At 53.1% G+C, this 18,507-nt stretch carries 16 protein-coding genes; 10 read left to right on the forward strand and 6 right to left on the reverse strand.

The window, feature by feature from the left end:
- Positions 1–51: 51 nt before the first annotated feature.
- From ABLV66_RS11940 to ABLV66_RS11965, 6 genes are all read left to right on the forward strand, one after another.
- Positions 52–936: a LysR family transcriptional regulator gene (locus ABLV66_RS11940; RefSeq protein ID WP_047048576.1), complete on the forward strand. Its 885-nt coding sequence runs from the start codon at positions 52–54 to the stop codon at positions 934–936.
- A gap of 44 nt (positions 937–980) precedes the next feature.
- Complete coding sequence (locus ABLV66_RS11945; RefSeq protein ID WP_015366497.1) at positions 981–1,412, forward strand: OsmC family protein; 432 nt, start codon at positions 981–983, stop codon at positions 1,410–1,412.
- A 117-nt stretch (positions 1,413–1,529) separates the two neighbouring features.
- Positions 1,530–2,399, forward strand: a complete 870-nt coding sequence (locus tag ABLV66_RS11950) for an oxygenase MpaB family protein (RefSeq protein WP_063415540.1) — start codon at positions 1,530–1,532, stop codon at positions 2,397–2,399.
- A gap of 166 nt (positions 2,400–2,565) precedes the next feature.
- Positions 2,566–3,492, forward strand: coding sequence for a cation diffusion facilitator family transporter (locus ABLV66_RS11955; RefSeq protein WP_348876730.1), 927 nt, complete (start codon positions 2,566–2,568; stop codon positions 3,490–3,492).
- 69 nt (positions 3,493–3,561) lie between these two features.
- The gene (locus ABLV66_RS11960; protein WP_348876664.1) at positions 3,562–4,506 is read left to right on the forward strand and encodes a Dyp-type peroxidase; all 945 of its coding nucleotides are present in this window, start codon (positions 3,562–3,564) and stop codon (positions 4,504–4,506) included.
- A 458-nt stretch (positions 4,507–4,964) separates the two neighbouring features.
- Positions 4,965–5,882, forward strand: coding sequence for a bestrophin family protein (locus tag ABLV66_RS11965; protein ID WP_045394194.1), 918 nt, complete (start codon positions 4,965–4,967; stop codon positions 5,880–5,882).
- A gap of 38 nt (positions 5,883–5,920) precedes the next feature.
- On the opposite strand, the gene ABLV66_RS11970 is transcribed toward ABLV66_RS11965, so the two are convergent.
- The 3 genes from ABLV66_RS11970 to ABLV66_RS11980 are packed head-to-tail and all read right to left on the reverse strand — an operon-like array spanning position 5,921 to position 8,503.
- On the reverse strand, positions 5,921–6,082 hold the full coding sequence (locus tag ABLV66_RS11970) for a DUF2474 domain-containing protein (RefSeq protein WP_064568862.1): 162 nt from the start codon (positions 6,080–6,082) through the stop codon (positions 5,921–5,923).
- Complete coding sequence (gene cydB / locus ABLV66_RS11975; RefSeq protein ID WP_049059746.1) at positions 6,082–7,092, reverse strand: cytochrome d ubiquinol oxidase subunit II; 1,011 nt, start codon at positions 7,090–7,092, stop codon at positions 6,082–6,084. Before cydB ends, ABLV66_RS11970 begins: the two co-directional genes overlap by 1 nt.
- A 1-nt stretch (position 7,093) precedes the next feature.
- The gene (locus ABLV66_RS11980) at positions 7,094–8,503 is read right to left on the reverse strand and encodes a cytochrome ubiquinol oxidase subunit I (RefSeq protein WP_015366505.1); all 1,410 of its coding nucleotides are present in this window, start codon (positions 8,501–8,503) and stop codon (positions 7,094–7,096) included.
- 453 nt (positions 8,504–8,956) lie between these two features.
- On the opposite strand from ABLV66_RS11980, the gene ABLV66_RS11985 reads away from it, so the two are divergent.
- Positions 8,957–11,257: an FdhF/YdeP family oxidoreductase gene (locus ABLV66_RS11985; RefSeq protein WP_348876663.1), complete on the forward strand. Its 2,301-nt coding sequence runs from the start codon at positions 8,957–8,959 to the stop codon at positions 11,255–11,257.
- Positions 11,258–11,418: 161 nt separating this feature from the next.
- Positions 11,419–12,315, forward strand: coding sequence for a LysR family transcriptional regulator (locus ABLV66_RS11990; protein WP_063447136.1), 897 nt, complete (start codon positions 11,419–11,421; stop codon positions 12,313–12,315).
- Here the strand turns inward: ABLV66_RS11990 and ABLV66_RS11995 are convergent.
- The gene (locus tag ABLV66_RS11995) at positions 12,312–13,214 is read right to left on the reverse strand and encodes a LysR family transcriptional regulator (RefSeq protein WP_348876662.1); all 903 of its coding nucleotides are present in this window, start codon (positions 13,212–13,214) and stop codon (positions 12,312–12,314) included. The genes ABLV66_RS11990 and ABLV66_RS11995 overlap by 4 nt on opposite strands.
- A 105-nt stretch (positions 13,215–13,319) precedes the next feature.
- On the opposite strand from ABLV66_RS11995, the gene ABLV66_RS12000 reads away from it, so the two are divergent.
- Positions 13,320–14,510, forward strand: a complete 1,191-nt coding sequence (locus ABLV66_RS12000) for an MFS transporter (RefSeq protein ID WP_323133870.1) — start codon at positions 13,320–13,322, stop codon at positions 14,508–14,510.
- Here ABLV66_RS12000 and ABLV66_RS12005 read toward each other — a convergent pair.
- Positions 14,507–15,913, reverse strand: a complete 1,407-nt coding sequence (locus ABLV66_RS12005; protein WP_047048558.1) for an MFS transporter — start codon at positions 15,911–15,913, stop codon at positions 14,507–14,509. The genes ABLV66_RS12000 and ABLV66_RS12005 overlap by 4 nt on opposite strands.
- Positions 15,914–16,185: 272 nt before the next feature.
- On the opposite strand from ABLV66_RS12005, the gene ABLV66_RS12010 reads away from it, so the two are divergent.
- The gene (locus ABLV66_RS12010) at positions 16,186–16,716 is read left to right on the forward strand and encodes an anti-virulence regulator CigR family protein (protein WP_047048555.1); all 531 of its coding nucleotides are present in this window, start codon (positions 16,186–16,188) and stop codon (positions 16,714–16,716) included.
- Positions 16,717–16,754: 38 nt separating this feature from the next.
- Here the strand turns inward: ABLV66_RS12010 and ABLV66_RS12015 are convergent, their stop codons facing one another.
- Positions 16,755–17,876: a polysaccharide pyruvyl transferase family protein gene (locus ABLV66_RS12015; RefSeq protein ID WP_063447134.1), complete on the reverse strand. Its 1,122-nt coding sequence runs from the start codon at positions 17,874–17,876 to the stop codon at positions 16,755–16,757.
- Positions 17,877–18,507: the final 631 nt, after the last annotated feature.

An 18,507-nucleotide genomic window follows, 5' to 3' on the forward strand; every position in this document is an offset into this window, starting at 1 on the left:
TCCTGAAAAAAGAGATGCTGAGTTTCATAAAACGTGCAGATGGATACGGATATGGATCGAGTGATCGCCGCCCAGGTATATATGCGGATATGCGAGCTGGGCAGTTTGAGCGCGGCGGCCAGGGCGCTTGGTATGTCGCGGCCGATGGTGAGTCGCTATCTGGAGCAGATGGAACACTGGGCCGGAACCCGGCTCATTCATCGTTCGACACGCAAACTGACTTTAACCAGCGCTGGCGAAAAGGTATTACAGAAAACGCGTAGCCTCACGCAATTGGCGGATGAGATCGCGGGGCAGACGGAACGCGCGGTGCCGAGCGGCACGCTGCGGGTCGCCTGCGCGCACTTTACCGCCATGCAGTTGCTTTCACCGCTGCTACCGGAGTTTTTGGCCCGCTACCCGCAACTGCGTCTCGAACTGGATATCAATAACCATCCGGTAAGCCTGATTGGCGAGCGTATCGATGTCGCCATCCGGATCACCGATAATCCGGAGCCGGGGGCGATAGCGCGGCGGCTTGGCATCTGCCGCTCGGTACTCTGCGCCTCGCCGAGGTGGCTACAGCAGCATGGCCAGATAAATTCTCCGGAGGAGCTTAGTCAACATAACTGTCTGCACTATAGCCATTTCGCCACCCCGACATGGCAGTTTACCGATCCGCAGGGCGAACCCGTGTCGGTGGCCGTCTCCGGCAATCTGAGCGCCGGGATCTCCTCTCTGCTGATGGAAGCGGCGGTTGCCGGATGCGGCATCGCTATGCTGCCGGAACTGGAAGCCCGGCGCGCGCTAAACAGCGGCGCGCTAAAGCAGGTGCTGCCTGGATATACGCCAAAATCCCTGGCCGTCTATGGCATCTATCTGTCACGGGATTATCAGCCCAGCGCGCTGCCGTTGTTTTTGGAGGCCATTCAGCAACAGTTGGCTCAGGTCAGCTAGAGCTGTCTATACTTACTCCTTTAACGTCAAAAAGGAGTGAAACGATGGCAATTCATAAGAAAGGTCAGGCGCATTGGGAAGGGGATCTGAAAAGCGGTAAAGGCACCGTCTCGACGGAAAGCGGCGCGTTGAACCAACAACCTTATGGTTTTAATACCCGCTTTGAAGGTGTTAAAGGGACTAACCCGGAAGAGCTTATCGGCGCGGCCCATGCCGCCTGCTTCTCAATGGCGCTGTCATTAATGCTCAGCGAGGAGGGCTATACGGCGACCTCTATCGATACCGTTGCGGTGGTCACGCTGGATAAGAGCGGCGGCGGCTTCGCCATCACCAAGATTGCGCTGCAGAGCAATATTGTCCTGCCGGGTATCGACAAAGCGGCCTTTGATCCGATTATCCAGAAAGCCAAAGCCGGCTGCCCGGTTTCGCAGGTACTGAAAGCCGACATTTCCCTCGATTATCAGCTCAACGCTTGATCCGTGGCGTGCCCGCGGGGACGCGGGCGCGTTGGCGTTTAAAGTCACCGTCGGCAAATGCCTGCCGCCGCGAATGGTGTTATGTTGGTGGCGTTACGGATAGCGACGGGCAACGCAATGACCAGCATACGCGGCATGATTGAATCACAGGTCCTGGGTTTAACCGGGATGGCGTTAAAAGAGATTGATTTTGAAAACCCGAAGGGCGAGCCAGGCTTATTTGGCCCGCAGTCGGCTATCTGGCAGGTACACGGCGACTTTACCTCAATGCTCTGCGGCGGCATTAGCGCGCTATTATTGCAGATGCTACATCCGCTGGCGCTGGCCGGTGTGTGGGATCATTCGCGTTTTCGCGAGGATATCTTTGGCCGTCTGCGCCGCACCAGTCAATTTATCTCAGCTACCACGTTTGGCGCTACCGCAGATGCCGAAAGATTAATCGCCAAAGTGCAGGGGATCCATCAGCGCATCAGCGGCGTTGCGCCGGACGGCACACCCTATCGCGCCAGCGATCCGGCGCTCTTAACCTGGGTTCATGTGGCCGAGTGCAGCAGCTTTATGGCCTCTCATCTGCGTTATAAGCGCACCATCGTTACTGCCGCGCGTCAGGAGCAATACTACCGCGAAGCGGCGGAGGTCGCCCGGCGGCTTGGCGCCGAAGACATCCCCGAAACGCCACGTCAGGTGGCGGAGTATTTGCAGGATATGCGCCCACAGTTACGTTGTGATGAGCGAACGCAAGAAGTGGCGCAGGTGCTGCTCAACACCCGTCTGCCGGGCCGTCTAAGCCAGCCGGTAGGGCGCTGGATGATGGTCGCCGGAATCGATCTGCTCCCCGATTGGGCGCAGCAGATGCTGGCGATCCCCATCAATCCGCTGCAGCGGCGAACCGCGAGAGTGGCGGTCAATGGCGTAGCGCGGGTGCTCCGCGCCTCGGTGCGAAATGGGGCGTATCATTGCGCTATGCGTCGAATGGCAACGTCATAAAATAAAAAAATAGCCGCTCAATGTCGGCTATTTTTAAAGCGCAATCATTCGCATTTATATATTATAACTCAGGCTATTTATTTTAAATTTATTATCAACAAGCCATTAATATTGAATATCGCTGATTCATATCAGGCTATCATCCATACTTTATTCGGGAGGGATGATGGAAAATAAAAATCAACAGAATGATAATAAATATCATCAGCGTTCACAGGCCGCGCGAAAAAGCACCCTGGTCAGCGTCGTGGTTAATCTGTTTTTATCGACCGGGCAAATTATCGCTGGCCTGTTTTCAGGATCGCAAGGGCTTATTGCCGATGGCATCCACTCTCTTTCCGATTTAATTGCTGATTTTGTGGTTCTGATTGCCAATAAGAAAAGCCGTAAACCTTCAGACAGCGATCATCATTATGGCCACTGGCGCTACGAAAATGGCGCGTCGCTGATATTGGGCGCGATTTTAATGGTTGTCGGCGTCGGTATGTTATGGTCGGCGGTGGATAAACTACTCCATCCGGAAACCATTCAATCCGTGCATATTACGGCACTTTGGGTGGCCCTGACGGCGCTGATCGCAAAAGAGACGCTGTTCCGTTACATGCTGGCGGTAGCAAAGCGCATTCAATCGTCATTATTAATTGCGAACGCCTGGCATGCGCGCTCGGATGCGGCATCGTCGGTAGTGGTGGCGGTGGGGATCGTGGGTAACCTCGCCGGTATTGCCTGGTTGGATCCCGTGGCGGCATTGTTAGTAGGGGTATTGATTACACGAATGAGTTACACTTTTGCCGGCGATGCTTTGCATGATTTAATGGATCGTTCGGTCGACGCGCAAACCCAGAATGCGATACGCGACACCATCGCCGCAACCGGCGGCGTAGTGGGTTTGCACGATCTAAAAACTCGTAAGGCGGGCGACCTGATCCTCGTCGATGTCCATATTGAAGTTCCGGGCGAGCTGTCGGTTCGTGCAGGCCATGCTATCGCGCTGGCGGTGCGGGAAAATGTGCTCGCGCGCCATGAGGTGCTACAGGTGATGATTCACATTGATCCATACGAAGCGCCCGGCGGCGAACTGGCTCACGCGTAAACAACTTTCGACTCCTGCCTGCAGGAGCCAACGCTACCTTGCCGTTAATTGGCAATAACAGAGGATGATATGAAAATTAACGAACCTCAGGCGATTACTTTACCGCTGCCGCGAACGGCGATATTCATCGTCGCGACCGTAGCGCGCAGCGCTGAGAGCCTGAGCCGCGTGCGCGACTGGTGCGATGATTTTGCCGCGGTGGTGCGTTCCGTTGGTACCCGCATGCCGGAGGCAGGGATTTCCTGCATCTGCGGATTTGGCGCTGAGATCTGGCCGCAGTTGTTTGGTCAACCCACCCCGCAGCAACTGCATCCTTTCCGCCGCGTGGGCAGCGGAGAGCGCGTGGCGGTCTCTACGCCTGGCGATCTGCTGCTGCATATCCGTTCCGATGATATGGGGCTTAGCTTCGAGCTGGCGACGCAGTTGATGGATAAACTGGGTGACGCGGTGACGGTTGTCGATGAAGTTCACGGCTTCCGCTATTTCGACCGTCGGGCGATGATTGGCTTCGTTGACGGCAGTGAAAACCCGCAGGGGCGCGCGGCGGCGGATTTCACCATTATCGGCGAAGAAGACTCGGATTTCGCCGGGGGTAGCTACGTGATCGTGCAGAAATATCTGCACGATATGGCGGGCTGGAATGCGCTAACCGTCGAACAGCAGGAGCGTATTATCGGGCGTAAAAAAATGACCAACATCGAACTGGATGCCGACGTCAAACCAAGCTGTTCGCACAGTTCGCTGACCACGCTTGAAGAGAACGGCGAGGAGATTAAAATCCTGCGCGACAACATGCCGTTCGGCAAACCCGGGATGGGCGAGTTTGGTACCTATTTTATCGGTTATGCGCGCAGCCCGGCGCCCATCGAACAGATGCTGGAAAACATGTTCGTCGGTCGCCCGGCCGGTAATTACGATCGACTGCTCGATTACAGCCGCCCGGTTACCGGCAGTCTGTTCTTTGTACCTTCCGCGACGTTACTTGAAGAATTATCCAGCCGTCAGGCTGAATAACCCTGCATAATATCGGCCATTACGCCGCTACAGATGGTTTATTTCTCCGGCCTGCTTTGCAGGCCGTATATTGCGTGGAAAATAAAAAGAGCCCATAATTAAAACACCATTAATTCATCGCTAATTAATGGCGGTTATCAACGCGATGTCGTGTTTGTGTACAATAAAATTAACCAATGGCTTAATAGATAATATCTATACCCTAAATAATTCGAGTTGCAGGAAGGCGGCGACGCAGGGAATCCCCAGGAGCTTACTCCAGTAAGTGACTGGGGTGAGAGAGGACAAATTCGTCAGGAACGAATTTGAACGCAGTTCACTGCGCCCGTAAGGGCGAGGCCCAGGGATGGGCCGAGTTATTGCCAACGCACATGCAACTTGAAGTATGACGGGTATATACCCATCATTTTTCATTAGGGTATGTACTGAGCATCATTGGGTCTTCAGGAAGTAATACAATGATCATCCGGCCAGAACAACACTGGTTTTTTCGTCTGTTTGACTGGCACGGTTCCGTGCTGTCAAAAATTGTTTTCCGCCTGCTATTGAACGTCCTGATGTCGGTCATCGCCATCATCAGCTATCAATGGTATGAACAACTTGGCATTCATTTAACCGTTGCGCCATTTAGCCTGTTGGGGATCGCGATTGCGATTTTTCTCGGCTTTCGTAATAGCGCGAGCTACAGCCGCTTCGTTGAGGCGCGTAATTTATGGGGAACCGTGCTGATTGCCGAACGAACGCTGGTGCGGCAGCTGAAAAATATCCTTCCAGCCGAGGATGAAACGCATAAAACATTAGTCAGTTATCTGGTGGCGTTCAGCTGGAGCCTTAAGCACCAGTTGCGTAAAACCGACCCGGCGGTCGACCTCTATCGCCTGTTGCCGAAAGAAAAAGTGGCGGAAATTCTCGCCAGCTCAATGCCGACTAACCGAATATTATTATTGATTGGTAATGAGTTAGGTAAGCTGCGAGAGCAGGGTAAGCTCAGCGATATTACCTACGGCTTGATGGATAATAAACTCGATGAGTTAGCCCATGTCCTGGGGGGCTGCGAACGTCTGGCGAGTACGCCGGTGCCGTTTGCCTACACCTTGATTTTACAGCGCACGGTGTATCTTTTTTGTACGTTGCTGCCGTTCGCGCTGGTGGGCGATTTGCATTACATGACGCCGTTTGTTTCGGTGTTTATCTCCTACACCTTCCTGTCATGGGATTCCCTGGCGGAAGAGCTGGAAGATCCGTTTGGCACCTCGGCCAACGACCTGCCGCTGAATGCAATGTGCAATACCATTGAACGTAATTTGATGGATATGACCGGGCAACATCCGTTACCGGAAAAAATGCAACCTGACCGTTATTACAACCTTACATAAAAAAACGCCGGGCGGGTCAGCCCGTCCGGCGTTTAGTATTAGTGAGTGCGCATTCCTGCCGCCGTCATCAATAGCTTAAAGAAGGTGGCGACCACGCCGAGCGCCAGCACGCTGGCCCCCCAGATAATCACCAGCCACATCAGTTTATGCCAGAACGGACGATGATGCGTCGTTAACGTTTTATCAGATTGAGTCGCCATCAATGATACCCCTCATCGGGTTTGATTTTGCCGCGGAACACGTAGTAGCTCCAGCAGGTGTACATCAAAATAACCGGAATGATCAGCAGCCCGCCGACCAGCATAAAGCCCTGGCTCTGCGGCGGCGAAGCGGCCTGCCAGATAGAGATAGCCGGTGGAATAATATTTGGCCAGATGCTGATCCCAAGGCCGCTGAACCCGAGGAACACCAGCGCCAGGGTGAGTAAAAACGGCCCATAGCTGGCCTCACGATTATAGGCGCTCCGGACAATCCCCCAGCAGCAAACCAGCACCAGCAACGGCACCGGCATAAACCAGATGATATTGGGGAAGGTAAACCAGCGGTGAGCGATTTCTGGGTGAGTCAGCGGCGTCCAGATGCTGATAATAGCGACCACTGCTAACAACGCCAGCGTCAGCGGGATCGCCAGCTCGGACATTTTGCGATGCAGAGCGCCTTCAGTTTTCATTATCAGCCAGGTGCAGCCCAGTAAGGCGTAGGCAATCACCAGCCCGACGCCGCAAAATAGCGGGAAGGGCGCCAGCCAGTCGAGGGTTGAGCCGCTAAATTCGCGACCCGTGACGCTGAGGCCGTTGAGCAGGGTGCCTACGGCGATCCCCTGACTAAACGTCGCCAGTAGCGAACCGCCGATAAACGCCTTATCCCACAACGGGCGATGTTCCGGCGTCGCCTTAAAGCGAAACTCAAACGCTACGCCGCGGAAAATCAGCCCCAGTAACATGGCGGTTAACGGGATGCTGAGCGCATCGATAATCACCGCGTAGGCCAGCGGAAACGCGCCATACAGCGCCGCGCCGCCCAGCACCATCCAGGTTTCGTTGCCGTCCCACACCGGCGCCACGCTGTTCATCATCATATCGCGGTCGGTTTCATTTTTATTAAACGGGAACAGAATGCCGATCCCGAGATCGAAACCGTCCATCACGATATACATCAGAGTGGCAAAAACGATGATCGTGAACCAGATAATTGACAGGTCGATACCCATATTATTTTCTCCCCGAAGTATTCATAGGTTCGCGTACCGCTGACAGCGGGCGGGCAGGGGTTTGGTTCTGAGTCGGGTCCTCCGGCGTGTGCGCACTTTCCGGCCCCTTTTTTATCAGGCGAATCAGATACACGTAGCCGACGCCAAACACCGAGGCGTAAACCACGATAAAGGCCAGCAGGCTGAGGGACATATGCAGATCGCCATGGGCGGAGACCGCATCCCGGGTGCGCTGAACGCCATAGACTACCCACGGCTGGCGGCCAATTTCAGTGGTAAACCAGCCTGCCAGTAGCGCGACCAGCCCGGAAGGGCCCATCAACAGGGCAAAACGCAGGAACGGTTTTGACGTGTAAAGCCGGCCACGCCAACGCAGCCAGGCGCTGACCACGCCGAGCAGTACCATTAACATACCCAGCCCGGCCATCACCCTGAACGACCAGAAGATAATGGTGGAATTTGGGCGATCTTCTTTCGGGAAACTTTTTAAGGCCGGAACCTGTTTATCGAGGCTATGAGTCAGGATGATGCTGCCAAGATAGGGAACCTCAATTTTATATTTGGTGCGCTCCTCATCCATATCCGGCAGACCAAACAGCACTAATGGCGTGGCTTCACCCGGTTTATTCTCCCAGTGTCCTTCAATCGCGGCGATTTTTGCCGGTTGATGTTCGAGCGTATTCAGGCCGTGCGCATCGCCAATCATCGCCTGAATGGGGGCGACGATCAGCGCCATCCACAACGCCATCGAGAACATCTTGCGGATTGCCGGCGTGTCATTGCCTTTCAGCAGATGCCATGCCGCCGAAGCGCCGACGAAAAAGGCGCTGGCAAGGAAGGCGGCGGTGGACATGTGCAGCAGGCGATACGGGAATGAAGGGTTAAAAACGACCTTCAGCCAGTCTACCGGCACCACGATGCCATTCTCGATAATGTAGCCCTGGGGTGTATGCATCCAGCTATTGGACGCGAGGATCCAGAAAGTGGAAAACAGCGTGCCCAGCGCCACCATACAGGTCGCGAAGAAGTGCAGTCCGCGGCCGACGCGATGCCAGCCGAACAGCATGACGCCAAGAAAGCCGGCTTCGAGGAAGAAGGCGGTCAGGACTTCATAGGTCAATAGCGGCCCGGTAATACTACCGGCGAACTGCGAGAACCCGCTCCAGTTAGTGCCGAACTGATAGGCCATCACCAGTCCGGAAACGACGCCCATACCAAAATTAACGGCAAATATTTTTGACCAGAAATGGTAGAGCTGGCGGTAGGTATCCTCTTTTGTTTTTAACCACAGCCCTTCCAGTACCGCAAGGTAGCTGGCGAGACCAATGGTAATAGCGGGGAAAATGATGTGGAAAGATACAGTAAATGCAAACTGTATCCTGGCTAAATAAAAGGCATCTAATCCGAACATGGCTCACCCCTGTACGACATTACTTCATTGTATTTATGGAATATTTTCTGCATAGCGGATACGGCTTTACCTGGGCAAAGCCTCCTGTTGATGACAATTAAATTACGGCGTTGACGGGCATTGAAATATGTTAATGCCCTTGATAATAAAGTTTAAAAATAATTCTTTAATTATCAAATAGGTTAAATTTAACACCCGATAGATAACATCTATTATACAACACGAAATGAGATGTTATTATTTAGTTAACGATTAAAGTTGCTCATTTCATTTTAACCAGACATTTAGTTAAACATTAAAAACAACGAGTTAACCCTGTCATTTGCTATTCATTGCAAAATGAAATGCGGTATTTTCCGCTTAATTAATGTGGTTATTTAACATCGCCGCAAAAAAACGTGACCAATGTTGTTAATAACATCCGCTAGCTGAAGAGAGTATTCAGGAGTTCATATGAATAAGAAAAAACGCGCTGTCCCCGGTGTTCATCCCTATGATGGCCCAGCGGGTGGATGGGGGGCGTTAAAAGCGACCGCCATCGCCGTGCGTACGCAAATGGACGCGCTTGACGCCCCGGTCACGCTGCTGCGTACCAACCAGCCTGACGGTTTTGACTGCCCCGGCTGCGCCTGGCCGGATAAAGAACATAAATCAACCTTCCAGTTTTGTGAGAACGGCGCGAAGGCGGTCACCTGGGAAGCCACCAGCAAACGCGTGACGCCAGAGTTCCTCGCTGCCAATACCGTGACCTCGCTGCTGGCGAAAAGCGACTTTGAACTGGAAGGGTACGGACGTATTACCCATCCCTTGTCTTACGATCGCGAAAGCGACACGCTGCGCCCGGTCTCCTGGGAAAGCGCGTTTGCCCGCATTGGCGAAGTATTACAGGGCATGCAGCCCGATGAAGTTGAGTTCTATACCTCCGGGCGCGCCTCTAACGAAGCGGCATATCTGTTCCAGCTTTACGCCCGCGAGTTCGGCACCAATAACTTCCCGGACTGCTCTAATATGTGCCACGAGGCGACCAGCGTCGGTTTGCCGCAATCGATCGGCATCGGCAAAGGCACGGTGTCTTTGGATGACTTTGATAAAACCGAACTGGTTATTTCCATCGGTCACAACCCCGGAACCAACCATCCGCGCATGATGGGGACGTTGCATGAATTGTCCCGCCGCGGTGTGCCGATTATCGTCTTTAACCCGCTGCGTGAAAGGGCGCTGGAGCGTTTTGCCGACCCGCAGAACGTTATTGAAATGGCGACCTACAGCTCAACTAATATCGCCTCAACCTATTTTCAGGTGAGAGCGGGCGGGGATGCCGCGGCGCTGAAAGGGATCGCTAAGGCATTACTGGAGATCGAAGCGGACCAGGGCCAGGTGCTGGACCAGGCGTTTATTAACGAGCACACCCTCGGCTTCGATGCTTTTGCCGAAGATTTACGTCAGACCAGTTGGCCGGAAATTGAGCGTGAGTCCGGATTAACCCGCGACGATCTGCAGCGCGTTGCCGTTGCCTACGCCAAATCCAACGCCACTATCGTGACCTATGGCATGGGGATCACCCAGCATAACAAAGGCACCTCTAACGTCCGGTTGATTGCCGACCTTCTGCTGATGCGAGGCAATATCGGCAAACCGGGGGCCGGGATCTGCCCGCTGCGCGGTCACTCTAACGTGCAGGGCAACCGTACCGTCGGCATTACCGAAAAACCGAGTGCGGAGTTTCTGAATAATCTTGAAAGCGTGTTTGGCTTTGCCGCTCCACGTGGACATGGTCACGATGCGGTGAAAGCGCTGCAGGCAATGGTTGCCGGCGAAGCGAAAGCGCTTATCTGTCTTGGCGGTAATTTCGCGGTGGCGATGCCGGATCATGAGCGAGCGTTCCCGGCCATGCGCGGGCTCGATCTTAGCGTGCACATTGGCACCAAAATGAACCGTTCGCATCTGCTGGTGGCGAAAGAGACCTTTATTCTGCCTTGTCTGGGCCGCACCGAACTTGATATGCAGGAGAGCGGACGTCAGTCGATTACCGTGGAAGACTCGATGTCGATGGTCCACGCTTCATCCGGCAAACTGAAACCGGCCTCTGACCGACTGCGCTCGGAACCGGCTATCGTCGCCGGGATGGCGACGGCGACGCTGCCGAACAGTAAGATCGACTGGTTATCGTTGGTGGCGGATTACGACCGCATCCGCGATCTCATCGAGCACACTATCCCCGGATTCGAGGATTATAACGAACGTATTCGTCATCCGGGCGGTTTCCGAATGCCGCTGCCGCCAACCGAGCGGATCTGGCCGACGCCGACCGGCAAAGCGATGTTCTCGGTGTTCAAAGGCGTCCATGAGAACAGCCGGGTTGACGGCGACGACGTGATGCGGCTGGTTACGCTGCGCAGCCACGATCAGTACAACACCACGATTTACGCGATGGACGATCGCTATCGCGGAGTGTTTGGCCGCCGCGATGTGCTGTTTATGAACGAGCAGGATATGGCCGAGCAGGGGCTGGAGCATGGCGACCGCGTCGATATTTTCACCGCGCTGCCGAACAGCGATCTGCGCCTCGAGGATATCACCGTGGTTGCATACAGCATCGCGCCGGGCACCGTTGGCGCCTATTACCCGGAAGCCAACGTGCTGGTGCCGCTGGATTACATCGATGAAGAGAGCGGAACGCCGTCGTACAAATCAGTTCCTATCCGCCTGACGCTGCGTTCGAAAGAGGTGCGCGCCGTTCCCGGTCTGCGTTAATTTGCTAAATATTGCCAGTGGCCTGCGATCGGGCCGCTGGCAAATGGCATCTTGAAATCAGCTCCCACCGCAAGTAACATTTAAATAACATATGTTATCGCAGCTGTGTTCTGCATCGCGTCCACCACTGACCAGCGGACGTCACTATTCTGGAAGTTAAGATGGACATTAAACAGCTGAAATATCTGATCGCGCTCGATCAGACGCGCCATTTCGGTCAGGCCGCGGCGGCCTGCCATATCACCCAACCGACGCTTTCGATGCGTATTCGCAACCTGGAAGACGAACTTAATCTCACGCTGATTCAGCGCGGCCAACGCTTCGAAGGTTTTACCCCGGAGGGGGAGCGCATTCTGGCCTGGGCGCGAGCGCTGCTGGCGGCGCACGACGGCCTGGCGGCAGAAGCGGCGATTTGTCGCGGCCAGATGGTGGGCCAGTTACGCGTAGGCATGGTGCCGTTAGCCAGCCTGAACCCTATGCAGCTTATCAAACCGCTGGCGGAAAAATACCCTGAACTGCAGTTCAGTCTGCTGTCGATGACCTCTGAGCAAATTATCGACGGCGTCAGCCGTAATCAGCTCGATCTTGGCATCTGCTATTTGCACCACGTCGATAGCGAATTATTTAACGTCACCTGGCTGCCGAAAACGCAAATGGGCCTGCTGCACGACAGTCGCCATTTCCAGTTTGACGCCGGAATCCCCGAGTGGGAGACATTAGCGGGACTGCCGCTGGGTTTCCTTACCAAGGGAATGTATTATCGTGAATCGATTGAAATGAGCTTCAAAGCCAAAGGGTTAACGCCGAAATATGTCTTTGAAAGCGATTCGACATTTCAGATAATCCAGGCGGTCCAGGCCGGGATCTGTTGTGCCATCATGCCGCTCAATAACGGCCTGGAGGCGTTGAGCGACAACCTGGCGATTATTCCCATCGCGGAAACCGAGGTTGACTCCACGCTTGCGCTCATCATGCGTAACCAGGAGCCGGTGTCGTCGCTGGCGGAGAAGTGCTTCGCCGATGCGCAGGCGATTTTCGGTGAAACGTCAGAAACTTAATCGGCGGCAAAATGCTGTTGCATGAAATCGAGCCAGACGCGAGAACGAGCGGGTAAAAAGTGGCGTTCGCGATACAGCGCCATGAGATGTAGCGGTGCCGCCGGTAGTTCCAGTTCAATCACCTTTAACTGACCTGAGGCGATAAACGGGCGGCAAGTCTGTTCAGCAAGGATGGCGAAACCCACGCCGGCGACGGCGGCATGAAGAGCGATCTCTCCGCTATTCACCCGAAAATGGGCCTGTACGTTCACTTTTTTAAACGCGTTCTGTGCGGTGATGAATTGCCAGGCTTGCCCCTTCAGCGCGCTGACGGTGGTGATGCAGGGAAGCGAGGCAAGCTGCTCGCAACGTACTGGCTGTCCGCATTTTTCCAGCAGCGAAGGCGCTGCGACAACACAACAGGGAAACGTCGCCAACGGCCTGGCGATATAGCTGGCATCCTCCATTTTTCCACGGACGATGGCGACGGCAATATCAATATCATCTTTGAGCGCATCGGCACCGGCAAGGCTGACCACGCAGCTTACTTCGATTTTAGGATAACGCGTGGCGAACTGCGCCAGCAGGGGGCCAAAAAGCGTCGGTCCAATTTCGTTAGGCAGACATAAGCGCAACAGCCCCTCAGGATCGGCCTGCTGTTGAGTCAAGGCCGCTTCGGTTGCCGCGAGCTCATCGAGCAGGGGACGCATGCTGTTAAAAAAAGCCTGTCCGGGATCGGTGAGATGCATGTGTCTGGTGCTGCGCTGGATAAGCCGCAATTGCAGTTTTTCTTCCAGTTGCGAAATCTGGCGACTGACATTTGACGAAGGCATACGTAACGCCCGCGCCGCCCCGCTAAAGCTGCCGTTTTCCACGACATTCACAAACACGCGTAGTGCATTCAAATCCAGTTTACTCACCGCCGATTATCCCATTTTTGATAATTAACCCGCCCATTTTTACCGACTTATGCGCTTTTTTACTAGCCGATAAACTGATGCTCCCCCCTGATGAGAGGACGTGTAATGACCATAAATCTACGACGAATGGGTGCGATTATCGCTTTTATCCAATTTACCAACGCGCTGGAATATATGATTTTCAATCCGCTATTTGTCTACATGGCGCCAACTTTCCAGGTACCGGTGAGCTGGGCAGGTTATGTCAGCGGCATATACACGCTCGCATCGGTCATTTCCGGCATTGGCGCGTGGCGCTGGGTGGGGAGGCTTAATCCGCGAACGTTTCTGCTGGTTAATATGGCGTTACTGGGAGCGTTGACGCTAATGGTGCTGGCCACCCAGCATTTCATATTACTGTTGGTGCTGCGCTTTTTTGCCGGCATCCTTGGCGGAATGACGATGGGGGTGGCCAGCAGTTTATTGATTAACGCGGCGGACCAGCAACAACGCGCGCGCTTGTTGGCAACGGTCATTTCGGCCTTTTCGCTGGTCAGTATTATCGGCATGCCCGCCATGTTGTTTCTCTGCGCACGTTTCGGCTGGCAGACGGCGCCGGCATTGATTGGCGTTCTCTGCCTGCTGGCGCTTATCATGATCTATGTTGGCCTGCCGAAGACTTGCGGCGGCGCTGGCTCTGGTACAAAGATACGCATCACGCCAACGATGCTGTTATTCGCCAGCGGCAATGCGTTAACCCAGTTTAGCCCGATGCTATTACTGCCGATCCTGGTGCCTTTGCTGATGGGCAATATGCGGGCAAGCAGCGAAGCGCTACCGTGGTTGTTCTTTCTCGGCGGTATAGCGGGATTCGCGGCGACAAAGTTGAGCGGCAGTCTGTGTCAACGCTTTGGCGGCTATCGGCTGAGCCTGGCGGCAACCGTAGTTTTTATCATCAGTTTGCTGATGGTGCTTTGGCTGGACGGCGCGAGTTGGCTGTTCATGATTGCCTTCCTGGGAGCATCTTATAGCCGGCTGGTTGCCTCCTCGGCGGTGGCGATTCGGTTCCCGGACGATACCTGGCGAGCGGGATTTACCACTCTGCAAGGAGGTTTCATGTCCTTCAGTACGGCGATTGCTTTTATGCTCTGTTCAGTGTGGCTGGCCGACGGCGAGATGAGTCAGCAGGCGTCTACGGGGTTGATTGCATTTAGCGGAGCTAGCGCCTTGCTGCTGCCATTTTTACTGCGCTATCAAGAAAAAATACTCGTACGCAACGCCGCCGAACGGGTAACCGGCGGCGTTGGTGAGCTTTAAATATTTTCCAGGCGAATTCCCCGGGTTCTTGGCCCAAATATGCCGACCGACAGCATGACCATCAGCATACTGGCGACGATAAAACTAATCACCCCTGGCGTTCCGGCATATTGCAGGATCACACCAATCATAATACTGGTGACCGCGGTAGACAGACGGCTAAAGGAGTAACAAAAACCTACCGCCCGGGCGCGAATGTGGGTCGGGAAAACTTCGGCCTGGTAGGCGTGATAGCTGATGGTGAGCCAGGCATTAGACCAGGTGATCATAAAGCCGCAGATAACCAGCAGTATCGGGTTATTTTGTAAAGCGAACAGTGTGCCGAAGATGACCGTCATTAGCGCTGACAGGACAATTTGCCATTTGTTTTCAAAACGATGGACGAAACGAGTGCAGAACAGGCAGCCAAGCGGGTAGGCCAGGGTGATAAAGAAGGCGTACAGCAGGCTATGGGTAATACTGGCGCCCTGGCCGGAAAGCAGCGCGGGCAGCCAGTTACCGAAACCAAAGAAGCCGATGGCCTGGAAGAAGTTCATCACCATTAACATGAGGGTGCGTTGCCGGTACTGCGGTGCCCAAATTTCTTTAAAATTACCGCGTTGCGGCGCCGATACCGGCGGGCTGGCATGGCGCCGGGAAGGCGATAAACCGCAGCGCTGCTCCATTTCACCCATGACCCGGTGCGCGTCATCGTGGCGGCCTTTGCTTTCCAGCCAGCGGGCGGATTCCGGCAGCTTTTTGCGGATGACCCAAATGACCAATGAGCACAGTGCGCCAAGAATAATCACCCAGCGCCAGCCGCTCAGGCCGAGGATGGTCATTGGCACCAGTAGCCAGGACATCAGCGCCACTGTCGGTACCGAGAGAAACTGAATGAAGAAAGCATACGCGAAGGCTTTATTGCGTAAATGCGTCGGCATCCACTCGCTGAGATAAGTATCAATAGTCACCAGTTCAATTCCCAGGCCGATCCCGACCAGGAAACGAAAGAAAATGACCCCTTCAGCGCTATTTTGCAGCGCCATAATCAGCGAAAAGATGCCATACCACGCCAGCGCGAACATAAAGGTCAGACGGCGTCCGAGCCTGTCCGCCAGCGGCGCGAGCAGGCTGGCACCGATAAACAAGCCCATAAAGGTCGAAGAGGCGAAGGCCGCCTGATCCGCGATACCGAATACCCCGTCTTTCCCGGTATGGAAAATATTCTCGGCGAGCAGACCGGTACTGATATAACCGGTCTGGAACAGGTCGTAGAGTTCGAAAAAGCCGCCTAATGCCAGCAGTGTGATAAATGACCACAGACCGGGCGAGGAGGGCAGAGCGTCGATACGCGCGGTTAAGCTGTCGGGATGTTGTCCTGGCGGGCTAAAGGAGGCGTCGCCGAGAACCTGGGTGGTAGACATATTATTATTTTCCTCAGGAGAAATGTTTGCCTGCTAATGTTAATTGGTTGTTAATGGTTTTAAATTTTTAATTGTTAGCGGCATCACGATTTAACAGTCAGAAATCATGCTTAATGCGTTTATAGATGGCAAATATGCTGGTTTTTTGCCTGGCGTGGCGGCGGAATTGAAGTAAACGACCGGTGATGGAAATCAGAATAAGTGAAATGGTATCGTTGGCGAATATCACCTACATTTGCAGCGTGTACTCTGTGCATTTAAAGGAAAAGATCATGTTAAAGCGTCAGGTAGTAAAAGCAGCGTTGGCTATAGTGCTGTCCCTAACAATGGCCGCGGCACCGGCGCTTGCTAATCCCGGAAACGGTAATGGTAACGGTAATGGCAACGGTGGTCATGGTAATAGCGGCAACCATGGCAATAGTGGTAATAACGGCAACCATGGAGACAAAGGCAACAATGGCCATAGCGTCAGCCAAAGCGATAACGGCGCTGGCAAGGGACAGCGTAAGAACTACGGCAAACCGGATCACGTCAACAGTGATATCAGCTATACCACCGCTCGCGCGCTAGCGGTGAACTATGGCTTAACCGGCTATCAGGCGCTGCCTCCGGGGATTGCGAAAAATCTCGCGCGTGGAAAACCATTACCTCCGGGTATTGCCAAAAAAGCGGTGCCTGCCTCGATGCTCAACCAATTACCTTATTATCCCGGCTATGAGTGGCGGGTCGTCGGTGACGATCTGGTTCTGATTGCGCTCAGTACCGCTGTGGTCACCGCGATTATTAATAGCGTATTTGATTAAACTGAAGCCCCCGGCGTTGCCGGGGGACTGGAGTGTCGTTATTCCTGATACAGCGCCAAAGCCTTGTTTAACTTGGCGGAGGCGATATTACTGAGTTGCGCATGAAAATCGTCATTGATTGTTGAGTGTAAATTACCGGCAAGGGTGTCTGCCGATTGCACATTCCAGCCGGTACCCAGCAGGCTCAACGATTCGTGCTTGTTCTTATAATATTCACTATCAATATTAAGTGCGGTGCCTTTAATTCCAAGGCAAGCGCCTACCAGATGGTGATGAAAACGGGTACTAATAATCTCCCCATCAGCCTGAACCGGGATACCTCCATGCCAGACATGCGAGAAAGGATAAAACTGAATATCAGGGATGGCCTTCTGCAGTTCGACAAATGCCGTGTTGTCGGCGCCTGGAATAGCTTCTATATAACCTATTTTCTTGCCGCATTGATGCTGTTGCTGAAGGTAATCGGCAACCAGGGAAACAAGCTTTTGAAATATATCGTCTTCAGAAAGTTCATTCTGAATACAGCATAAAATATCCGGCAGATCGGGGCTATTGTTTTTGGATACCACATCCAGGTCATAACCCAGGAACACATCGTCCTGAGTATTTTCAACCGCAAATCGACTGGCCGTTGCGGGATCGCGAACGGAAAAATAATCAAATGAGGTTATCGCATCGTTAAAAATTTCAGCGGCAAGGAACTCTTCGTGCGGGTAAATGCTGATGCCGGTGGCAATCGTTTTAGCTTGCGAGACCTGTTTTAGCGCCTGGCAAGCGAACAGGATGGCATAGTTTTCTTTCCAGTTGGCATTGATATAGCCGCCGCCTAGAATATGTACAATATCAGCAGAGCGTAAAATATCGATATTCAGGTCAATATCAGGAGAACCATAATCCTTAATAAGACTGGCAGTTTTATTATTTATATCATTTAGAATATCTACGGAACGCCAGCAGATTTTCCACAAGGTATTAATGGCTTTGAAGTTGGGATGATACTTCATAAACAACGATTGCACGTTACCTGGTTCAGGGGTATCTAACCAGACTTCATACTGTGGATAATTTTTATAAAGGAAAGATAGCCAGGTGGCGGTGATTAATTCATCGCCATAATTTGGTCTTCCGGAACATGAAACCAAATAAACTCTTTTGCTCATACCGTTTCCTTTACGTGGTTGTGTAAATTTGCTTAAATTATGATGGTATTTTGTACAGATAAATAAATAATGCGAATATTTAAGATGTTAATATAAATAACGTTTATCGTATAGGTATGTTGTCTGATTTGGTGATGGGGGTGGCACAATGTTCACGATAAGAGCTGTATGATGGCGGTCTGAAGCATTGGCAGCCGACACGATTGTGCGCTGTGACTCCTCTGACGAGAGAGGTTAAACGAGAGCAAATCTAAACCAAACCTCACTGACGGGCTTACGGAGCTTTACTCCCGGCAAGTCACGTCTATACTAAGCACAACTTCACACAGGAGAGATATGTTGGACAGTCACCCTTATTTAAACATCAAGGCAAACTGACGCTATCTATTCTGCGCTGTTTGCCAACCGGCAGGCAGCAATCCTTTCCCAAACCCGATTGCCTCCTGAGAACTGGAATTCGCTTTTTTGCGAGGTAATTCATCATGCTATTGTTTTTTTACGCACTGTTCCCTCCGCCTTTGCCGCGGTAATACACGCTCATATTAGCCATTAAGGCTCTCTCACTGCGGTTTGGCAAACCTCGCAGGGATATTTAATACGCGCAATTATGAGTGTGAAAAAATAACATCTA

Source organism: Klebsiella sp. CN_Kp073 (genome assembly GCF_040065495.2).
GTDB classification, from domain to species: Bacteria; Pseudomonadota; Gammaproteobacteria; order Enterobacterales; family Enterobacteriaceae; genus Klebsiella; species Klebsiella aerogenes.